At 65.2% G+C, this 8481-nt stretch carries 14 protein-coding genes; 13 read left to right on the forward strand and 1 reads right to left on the reverse strand.

The features are described from left to right. Positions 1-202 (reverse strand): helix-turn-helix domain-containing protein (locus K408_RS0136355; RefSeq protein ID WP_028146155.1); only part of this gene is annotated, 202 nt, incomplete at its 3' end. Between the two features lie 155 nt (positions 203-357). Between K408_RS0136355 and K408_RS0136360 the strand changes: the two genes are divergently transcribed. The 13 genes from K408_RS0136360 to K408_RS0136415 all read left to right on the forward strand — a co-directional run. Continuing rightward, complete coding sequence (locus K408_RS0136360; protein ID WP_024343469.1) at positions 358-612, forward strand: helix-turn-helix domain-containing protein; 255 nt, start codon at positions 358-360, stop codon at positions 610-612. Positions 613-712: 100 nt separating this feature from the next. Continuing rightward, positions 713-985, forward strand: a complete 273-nt coding sequence (locus tag K408_RS0136365; RefSeq protein WP_024343468.1) for a DNA -binding domain-containing protein — start codon at positions 713-715, stop codon at positions 983-985. Positions 986-993: 8 nt separating this feature from the next. Beyond that, the gene (locus tag K408_RS43835; RefSeq protein WP_244442344.1) at positions 994-1476 is read left to right on the forward strand and encodes a transcriptional regulator domain-containing protein; all 483 of its coding nucleotides are present in this window, start codon (positions 994-996) and stop codon (positions 1474-1476) included. Further along, a complete protein-coding gene (locus tag K408_RS0136370; RefSeq protein ID WP_244442342.1) occupies positions 1460-1876 on the forward strand; it encodes a DUF2285 domain-containing protein in 417 nt (138 codons plus the stop codon). Before K408_RS43835 ends, K408_RS0136370 begins: the two co-directional genes overlap by 17 nt. Before the next feature lie 139 nt (positions 1877-2015). Next, on the forward strand, positions 2016-2297 hold the full coding sequence (locus tag K408_RS0136375; RefSeq protein WP_024343466.1) for a helix-turn-helix transcriptional regulator: 282 nt from the start codon (positions 2016-2018) through the stop codon (positions 2295-2297). Between the two features lie 18 nt (positions 2298-2315). Then, positions 2316-3476, forward strand: coding sequence for a replication initiator protein A (locus tag K408_RS0136380; protein WP_024343465.1), 1161 nt, complete (start codon positions 2316-2318; stop codon positions 3474-3476). Beyond that, entirely contained in the window at positions 3473-4111 is a 639-nt protein-coding gene (gene parA, locus K408_RS0136385) for a ParA family partition ATPase (RefSeq protein WP_024343464.1), read from the forward strand. Before K408_RS0136380 ends, parA begins: the two co-directional genes overlap by 4 nt. Then, the gene (locus K408_RS0136390; protein ID WP_024343463.1) at positions 4108-4362 is read left to right on the forward strand and encodes a hypothetical protein; all 255 of its coding nucleotides are present in this window, start codon (positions 4108-4110) and stop codon (positions 4360-4362) included. The genes parA and K408_RS0136390 overlap by 4 nt, the downstream gene beginning before the upstream one ends. Beyond that, positions 4359-4880 carry a DUF2840 domain-containing protein gene (locus tag K408_RS0136395; RefSeq protein ID WP_024343462.1) on the forward strand — a complete coding sequence of 174 codons (522 nt, stop codon included), beginning with the start codon at positions 4359-4361 and terminating at the stop codon, positions 4878-4880. The genes K408_RS0136390 and K408_RS0136395 overlap by 4 nt, the downstream gene beginning before the upstream one ends. Then, complete coding sequence (locus K408_RS0136400; protein ID WP_024343461.1) at positions 4877-5422, forward strand: S26 family signal peptidase; 546 nt, start codon at positions 4877-4879, stop codon at positions 5420-5422. Before K408_RS0136395 ends, K408_RS0136400 begins: the two co-directional genes overlap by 4 nt. 68 nt (positions 5423-5490) lie before the next feature. Continuing rightward, positions 5491-5838, forward strand: a complete 348-nt coding sequence (locus K408_RS0136405) for a DUF736 domain-containing protein (RefSeq protein WP_024343460.1) — start codon at positions 5491-5493, stop codon at positions 5836-5838. 3 nt (positions 5839-5841) lie between these two features. Beyond that, a complete protein-coding gene (locus K408_RS0136410) occupies positions 5842-6615 on the forward strand; it encodes a lytic transglycosylase domain-containing protein (protein WP_024343459.1) in 774 nt (257 codons plus the stop codon). Between the two features lie 244 nt (positions 6616-6859). After that, on the forward strand, positions 6860-8481 hold a 1622-nt coding region (locus K408_RS0136415), incomplete at its 3' end, for a relaxase/mobilization nuclease domain-containing protein (protein ID WP_028146156.1).

An 8481-nucleotide genomic window follows, 5' to 3' on the forward strand; every position in this document is an offset into this window, starting at 1 on the left:
GCCGGACCAATTCCATGTGGCTGACGCCGAGGGCCTGAGCCAATTCATAAAGCGTGATCACGGTCGGGTTCCTCCGGCCGCGTTCAAGGCTGCTGAGATACTGTTGACTGAAACCGGAGCGCGCTTCGACCTCTTCCTGGGTCAGGCCTTTCTCCCGACGCAGGCGGGCGAAGTTCCGGCCGACCAATTTGCGCATATCCATGCGCAGGAGGATCGTGATTTACATACTTTGAGTTTATCAACTATAGTATGTAAATGAGCCAGCGGAGCGCGCGGGAAGCCTCGCTATCCGATTGGCCCGAATAGAGAAGTCGTAGTTCTGGCAAGTGCGTTCGCGTCGGTGGGAGGTGATCATGCATGATCACCGCCCGACAATCACGGGCCGCACGCGCGTTGCTGGGTTGGACGCAGGAGACGCTCGCTGACAAGGCCCGGACATCGCTGACCGCACTCAAGCGCCTTGAATCCGAGAGCGGATTGGAGGTCTACGAGTCAACGCGCGATCAGGTTCGCCGGGCACTCGAAACAGCCGGCATCGTACTGCTCTCCACAGACAAGGGTGAAGGGGTACTGCTGCTCCATGATCAGGACAATCGACCAGCAAAGCGCTAGCGGTCTCTGGATCATGCCGCGAGCACAATCCGGAGCTCTCCGTCACAAGACGATCAGGTAAAGGGTTAACGAATACTTTCCGAGCGAATATAGTCGCCCTATGGAATCCGCGATGCCGCCGTTTCTGGACGAGCCACCCATCAGCCCATCGCTCACGGCCTACGATCGCGAGCATATGGTGCTCTATCTGCGCCTACTCGACTCGGCGCGCGATGGCGCGGACTGGCGCGAGGCTGTCCACGTCCTGTTCGGTCTCGATCCCGAAACCGATCCCGCGCGATGTCGGCATATTCACGAATCTCACCTGGCGCGAGCGCGCTGGATGACCGAGCAAGGTTATCGCCACCTGGTTCGTGAGAGCCAGCGTTCATAACCTTGGTGATGCCGCTAGGGCATCACCTGTTGCCTGAAGGCGGTCTTCCGAAAAGCAACCCGAGCGGGAAACCTGACTCCTCCGCAAGTCTTTGGACCAAGACGACGGAGGACAGCTTGACGCCCGACGCATCTGAGTGGCGCTCCTCGGCAAGCTACGATCATGTCGAAGAGCTGACCGCATCAAGCCTTGCCTGGGAATGGCTCCGCCGCAACGAAGCCTATGACAGGGACTTCGAGGCGGTGATGCAACCTGATGTCGACCCGACACTGCTGACGGACATGATCCGACAGCGCTGGGGGTTGCGATTTCCCGGTGGACCCGCTGCAGGCTCCGCCGAAGGCTCCCGTCATTTGGCTGCCGGAGAAAGACACGAGCGTCGTTGTCCTCGCGACCGCACCGGATATCCTGACAACGGAGGCGGGAGGGCGTTCGCCCCTTTCCGACGTCGACTCCATTGCCGACGGGCAAGGCGTGCATGGCCTTTATGATCTCGACCCGTTCCAGCAAATCCAAATTCTACGTGCCGACGCAGCCGCGGGAGAGGTTCCGCTGGCCGCCAGCGTGCCGCTCGACATCACCGGCTTCGATCGTCTGGAGGCTATCGGTCGCCTGCTCGCGGCACTGCATGGCCGCGCCATTCCGCCGGACACTCGCCTGACCCGTCAGCAACGGATGCGAGCACGCCGCATGCTGCAAGCCTTCGACGGCGCGCGCGATGGCGCGACCCAACTTGAAATCGCGCAAGTCATCTTCCGCATTGGCAACACCACGCGCGACGAGTGGCAGGTGTCCTCAACCCGGCACGCCGTCATGTCCTTGCTGCGCGATGCCCGTGCGATGATCGCGGGCGGCTATCGCAAACTTCTTCGTCATCGCCATCGCCGCTGATCCCCGCCGCGTCGCCGCGGTGTGGGAATTTGGGTCCCCCCAACTTCGCACTGCAACTCGCCGGTTTCGCTTCGCCATCGTGGCCTTCGTCCGCCGATGATCTTCGGCGGTCCTCACGAACCCCACGGAGGCCCGATCCATGCGACCCGAACTCGCCGTTTTGCCGCCGCGCTTCCTGCGCACCAAGGAAGCCGCCGAATTCCTCAGTCTGTCGGCCCGCACACTCGAAAAGCACCGCACCTACGGCACCGGCCCGGCCTACCGGAAGCTCGGCGGCCGCGTCGTCTACGCCGTCGACGATCTCGAAGCCTGGGCTGCGCGCGGCGCCGTCACCTCGACCTCCGATCCGCGTGGCGCCGTCCTGCCGGCCAAACGGCAGACGCTGCCCTCCGCGCCGCAACCCGGCCGCTACGCGCGCTGACCGCGAGCGGTTTCCCGAATGGCGGCGCGACACCAGTCCCTCTCGGAGCGCGGACAGCTCGACCTGTTCCGTGCGCTCCCCGGCGAGTTCGCGCCACGAGACGCGCAGGATCTCATGGCTTATCCGTTTTTCTCCCTCTCCAAGACCCATCGTATCGCGCCGATAGATTTCTGTGCCGGCGACGTGTCGATCCGCGTCGAGGCCGTGCCCGATCATGGCATGGCGACCATATGGGACGCCGACATCCTGATCTGGGCGGCGAGCCAGATCGTCGAGGCGCGTGATGCAGGTTTGCGCACATCGCGTCTGATGGTCGCCACGCCCTATGAAATCCTGAAGTTCATCGGCCGCGGCACATCCTTGCGCGACTATCAGCGCCTGAAAGCCGCGCTCGACCGCCTGCAATCCACGACGGTCTGCACCTCGATCCGCCAGCCCACTGAGGGTCGGCGTCACCGCTTCTCGTGGATCAACGAGTGGAAGGAGCGCACCGACCGGAGCGGCAAGCCGGACGGGATCGAGATGATCGTGCCTGACTGGTTCTATCAGGCCGTTCTCGACGACGCGCTCGTGCTGACGATCGACCGCGCCTACTTCGATCTCACCGGCGGCCTTGATCGCTGGCTCTATCGCCTGGTGCGCAAGCACGGCGGGCGCCAGCGCAATGGCTGGCGGTTCGATTTCCGCCACCTTCACCAGAAATCCGGCGCCCTGTCGCCGTTCAAACGCTTCGCGTTCGAGCTACGCGACATCATCCGTCGCCAGCCGCTTCCGGGCTACACGTTGTTTCTGGAGATCGAGGCCGGCGGCAGAACCTTGCTCGCATTCGAGCGCACTCCGCCCTGTGGAAAAGCTGTGAAAGGCTTCGTGCCATCGGGAACCCGAAAGCGCGTGCCATCAGGAACCGCCCCCTCGTGCCAACGGGAACCGAAACAGGGTCTAACCCACGACAGCAGAACAGAAAATCGCGCCCCTAACTTAGAATCTAACAGAGAATCTAACTTTGAAGAGCGCGCGCGCGAGGTGGAAAACCTCGTTCGGCAGGCGGCAAACGCGCTCAGCGCCACCGGAAAACGGCGCACAAGCAGCCCCGCTTTCACCAGCACCGGCGCAGCGGGAGCCCAGACCACCGGCCTTCCGCAGCTTCCCTTCGGTCCTCGTTCGGGAGGCCGCCGATGATCGTGGCCTTCCTCAACCAGAAGGGCGGTGTCGGCAAGACGACGCTGGCGCTGCATCTCGCCGGCGAATGGGCCGGGAAGGGAAAGCGGGTCACGCTGATCGACGCGGATCCACAGGGCTCGGCGCTCGACTGGTCGCAGCAACGCAGCCGTGGAGGCCATCCACGCCTGTTCGGCGTCGTCGGCCTGGCCCGCGATACGCTCCACCGCGAGGCGCCGGAACTGGCGCGTGATGTCGATCATGTCGTGATCGACGGGCCACCGCGTGTCGCCGGTCTGATGCGCTCGGCTCTGCTCGCCGCCGACCTCGTCTTGATCCCGGTGCAGCCGTCGCCGCTCGACGGCTGGGCCTCCGCCGAGATGCTGACGCTCCTGTCGGAGGCGCGCATCTACCGGCCGGAGCTGCGCGCCCGTTTCGTCCTCAATCGCTGCGGCGCACGCACCGTCATCGCACGCGAGACCGCCGAGACGCTCGCCGATCACGATCCGCCGGTGCTGCGCAACACCATCGGCCAGCGCGTCATCTATGCCGACGCCGCGCAATCGGGCCGCCTCGCTTTCGAGATCGACGATGACGGTCCCGCCGCGCGCGAGATCACAGCACTCATCACCGAGATCGAAAGGATCGCGCCATGAGCGAGCGATCCGAACGGCGCGGTTTCGCATCGCGTCCGACCAGTCCGGATGCCTGGATCAAGGCGTCCGAAACCGAGTCGGCGCGGATCGCCGATGCGTCGGGCTTCACCGCCCGCCTGACGATCGACATCACGCCGGAGCTGCGTGGACGCATCAAGATCATCGCATTCCAGCGCGGCGTCACCGTCGCCGACATGCTGCGCGAGCTGCTCGCGCGCGAATTTCCCTCAACATCAGGAGACACACCATGATCGGCATAGCGGCCTTCCACATGCGCGGCGGCTCATCGCCGGCCGTGCTCCCGCACGACGCTCTCACCCATGTCGAGCTGACCTGGGTCGAGAAGAAAATCGAGAACTGGATTCGCTTCGGGACGCACACGCACGAACGGATCCTCGATCGCCGGCGGCGCGTCCTGTCCTTCCGCCCCGGCGCGGTCTTCGCCTTCGTCCGCTGGGCCTCGAACGACTTCGGCACGATTATCTCGCGCATCGACATCGTGCGCGCCGTGTCGCCCGACGAAAGCTATCAGACGCTGCCCTTTGTGCGACCCGGCGGCGACATCCTGCTGAAAGTCGAAGGCTGGCCCAAAGTCGAGCAGGTGCTGCAGGCGATCGACGCCATCGAGCGTCTCGGCGTCGATCCTGAAACGGTCTCGCCCGATCACTGGCGGCACGTCCACAACCGGATGAGCGCCGGCCACGAGCCGCGCGCCTACACGATCGAGCGTCATCAGGCATGGCTGAAGCGGCTGGAGTGCGAGCGATGACCCGCTTCGGCTATGTCATGGTGACGTACTTCTCCGTGATGGGCGTCGCCATCGCCGCGTTCATACCGACGCCGCTCCGCCTCGTCTGGAACGCATCGGCCAGCGTGCCGATTGGCCTCTATGACCTCGATCCTCCACGTGATCTGGCTGTCGGCGATCTTGTCGGCGTGATGCCGGACAAGCCGCTCGCCGACTGGATGGTCGAGCGGGGCTACATCGGCCGTGGTGTGCCGCTGATGAAGCGCGTCATGGGGCTTCCCGGTCAACAGGTCTGCCGCATGGGCAACGCCGTGACCGTCGATGCCATGCCGCTCGGCGATGCGCTCGATCGCGATCGGCGCGGCCGCAAACTACCCGTCTGGCAAGGCTGCCGCCGCATCACGGACGGCAACATCTTTCTCATGAACCCGGACGTGTTCGATAGCCTGGACGGTCGCTACTTCGGTCCGATCCCCGCGCGCACGATCATCGGCAAGGCGACGCCGCTCTACACCGATGAGACCGGTGACGGTCGCTACGTCTGGCGCGCCGCTACGCGCTGACCGCTCCCCCATCGGCGGGAGCGGTGCTCGCCGATGGCTTTTTCAACCTCACCGCCAAGGAAACTGTCATGCCCCAGATTGGTGAATTCACGCGCGACGAGACCGGCTTCATCGGACACCTCGCGACGCTCTTGCTGGATCAGGACATCATCATCGTCCTGGCGGAACCGTCCGACGCCGAGAACGCACCGGATTATCGCGTTCACCTCTTCGACGGTATGAACAACGAAACAGGCCCGGAGATCGGCGCGGCCTGGAAACGCACCGGCGAGAAGGCCGGCGAATACATCGCGCTGCTGATCGACGATCCGGCATTCCTGCACCCGGTCCGCGCCAACCTGTTCCGTGACGACGATGCCGGCAAGGCCTGGTCGTTGCACTGGTCGCGTCCGCGCGATCGTGCCGAGAAGGATTGAGCGATGCTTGGCTCTCGTCAGCCGACGAGCCGTTCGACTGCGTCCGGGCTGCGCTGCGCTGCCCGGTGCATCGCTCTCCTTCTCCTTTCCGGCCTTAGCCTCGCGAGCATCATGCCGGCGATCACGATGGCGCAGGACTTGGGCGCCGATCGACCGTCGCCACGCGATCCCTATGGCGATTACATCGCCGAGGCATCGCGGCGCTTCGGCGTTCCGATCGCATGGATCAGGGCCGTGATGCGTGCCGAAAGCGCCGGCGATCCGCGTGCCATTTCGCCGAAGGGCGCCATGGGCCTGATGCAGATCATGCCGGCGACATGGGCGGGTTTGCGCCTGCGTCACCGACTCGGCGCCGATCCCTATGATCCGCACGACAACATCATCGCTGGCGCGGGCTACATCCGCGAACTGTTTGACCGCTACGGATCGCCCGGCTGGATCGCGGCCTACAATGCCGGTCCCGGCCGCTATGAGGACTCGCTGAAGGGCCGCGCATTGCCGGCGGAAACGCGCACCTATGTCGCCATGGTCGCGCCGTCGGTGGACGGCAGCGACGCAGCCGGCCCGATCGTGGTCGCGGCGATCGATCCGCTCGCCTGGACACGCGCGCCGCTGTTCATTGCGCAGCCCGAGCGCGCACCGGCCGCCGATCCCGTGCCGACCGCGCGCGCTTTCGATGCCGCAACGCCGACATCATCCGTGCGCGATGTTTCCGCCATCGAGCCGCAGTCGGACGGGCTGTTCGTCCCGCGCTCCGGCGGAAAGACTGCGCCATGAGCGGCCGGGTTCCCAATCGCACGATAGCAGGCTCCAGCGTGTCATGGCGTGCGCAGGGGGTAGAGTCAGGCACCACAACCGTACGATGGCGAGATAAAAAGCCGCGAGGTGCGGCGTCGGTCGGTCGTGTTGTTTCAATAGGTTATGAGGCGATTTCGCGAGGCGCGGGAATTCCGCGCACCTCGCGGCAACGCCGATTTCTCTTGAGATTCCGCTGCTTGACGCGATGTGCGGAGCATCGGCCATGACTGGCGACAGCGAATTCCGCATCCGGCCAGGCCGCATCCGCTCGACGCGCGCGCAGGCGGCGCGTCCCTTCATCGCACAGGCCCTCGCGGCGGCGCAGAAGGCCGGCGCCCGCGTCTCTCGGGCCGGGAAGATCAGCCCCGGCAACCGCTCGACATTTGGGCGCGGGCGCACGGCGAGCGTGCGCGCCAACCGCCTGCTGACGGGACGCTCGCGCATCGTCGTCATCAAGACGCGGGTGGTTCGCCACACCGCTCGCGCCGCGCCGCTCGCCGCCCACCTCAACTATCTACGTCGCGAGGGCGTGACCCGTGATGGGGAGAAGGCGCGTTTGTTCGGGCCGGAGACCGATGAGGTGGATGGCCGGGCCTTCGCCGAGCGGTGCCAGGACGACCGGCATCATTTCCGCTTCATCGTCTCGCCCGAGGACGCCGTCGATATGGCGGACCTCAAATCCTTCACCCGCGATCTGATGGGGCAGATGGAAAGGGATCTCTGCACCAAGCTCGATTGGGCCGGTGTCGATCACTGGAACACCGACAATCCGCACGTCCACATCATCGTGCGTGGCCGCGCGGAAGACGGCCAGGATCTCGTCATCTCGCGCGACTACATCAAGGAAGGGATGCGTGCCCGCGCGGCCGATCTCGTCACCCAGGAGCTTGGTCTGCGCACCGATCTCGACATCCGCCGCAACCTGGAACGTCAGGTCGAGGCAGAACGATGGACACAGCTCGACCGCCAGCTTGTCCGCGACGGCCGCCAGACCGGCGCCATCGACATGGCGATCGATCCGAACGCCCAGCCCGACGAATATCACGCCTTGAAGGTCGGGCGTCTTCGCAAACTGGAAACGCTTGGCCTTGCCGATCAGGTCGGCCCTGGCCAGTGGATGATCGACGCAAAGGCCGAGGCGACTCTGCGTGAACTCGGCGAGCGCGGCGACATCATCAAACGCATGCACCGGGCTTTGACGGATCGCGGCATCGAACGCGGCTCGGCGGGCTATGTGCTCGCGGCCGAAAGCCTCGATGCGCCCGTGATCGGCCGATTGGTCGATCGCGGTCTTGATGACGAGCTGAAGGGCTCCGCCTACGCCGTGGTCGATGGCGTTGATGGCCGCACCCATCACATCAAGCTGCCCGACCTCGAAGCCGCCGGCGACAGCGCGCCGGGCTCGATCGTCGAACTGCGCAAGTTCGACGACGCACAAGGACAGCGCCGCGTCGCAATCGCCGTCCGCTCCGACCTCGACATCGACCGGCAGATCACGGCAACAGGCGCGACCTGGCTCGATCGGCAGAACATCGCGCGCGAACCTGCCGCCCTGTCCGAGGCCGGCTTCGGCGCCGAGGTACGGCAGGCGCTGGATCGACGCGCGGATCATCTGGTCGGACAGGGCTTCGGCGAGCGACACGGCCAGCGTGTCACCTTCAATCGCGGGCTGATCGACACGCTGCGCCGTCGCGAGCTGGAAGCGGCCGGCGAAAAACTCTCCGCCGAAACAGGCCAGCCGTTCAATCGCGCGGGAAGCGGCGAGTATGTTGCCGGCACCTACCGCCAGCGTTTGGCACTCGCCTCCGGCCGCTTTGCCATGCTGGACGACGGCCTCGGCTTCCA

It is taken from the genome of Bradyrhizobium sp. in8p8 (assembly GCF_000426845.1).
GTDB classification, from domain to species: Bacteria; Pseudomonadota; Alphaproteobacteria; order Rhizobiales; family Xanthobacteraceae; genus Bradyrhizobium; species Bradyrhizobium japonicum_C.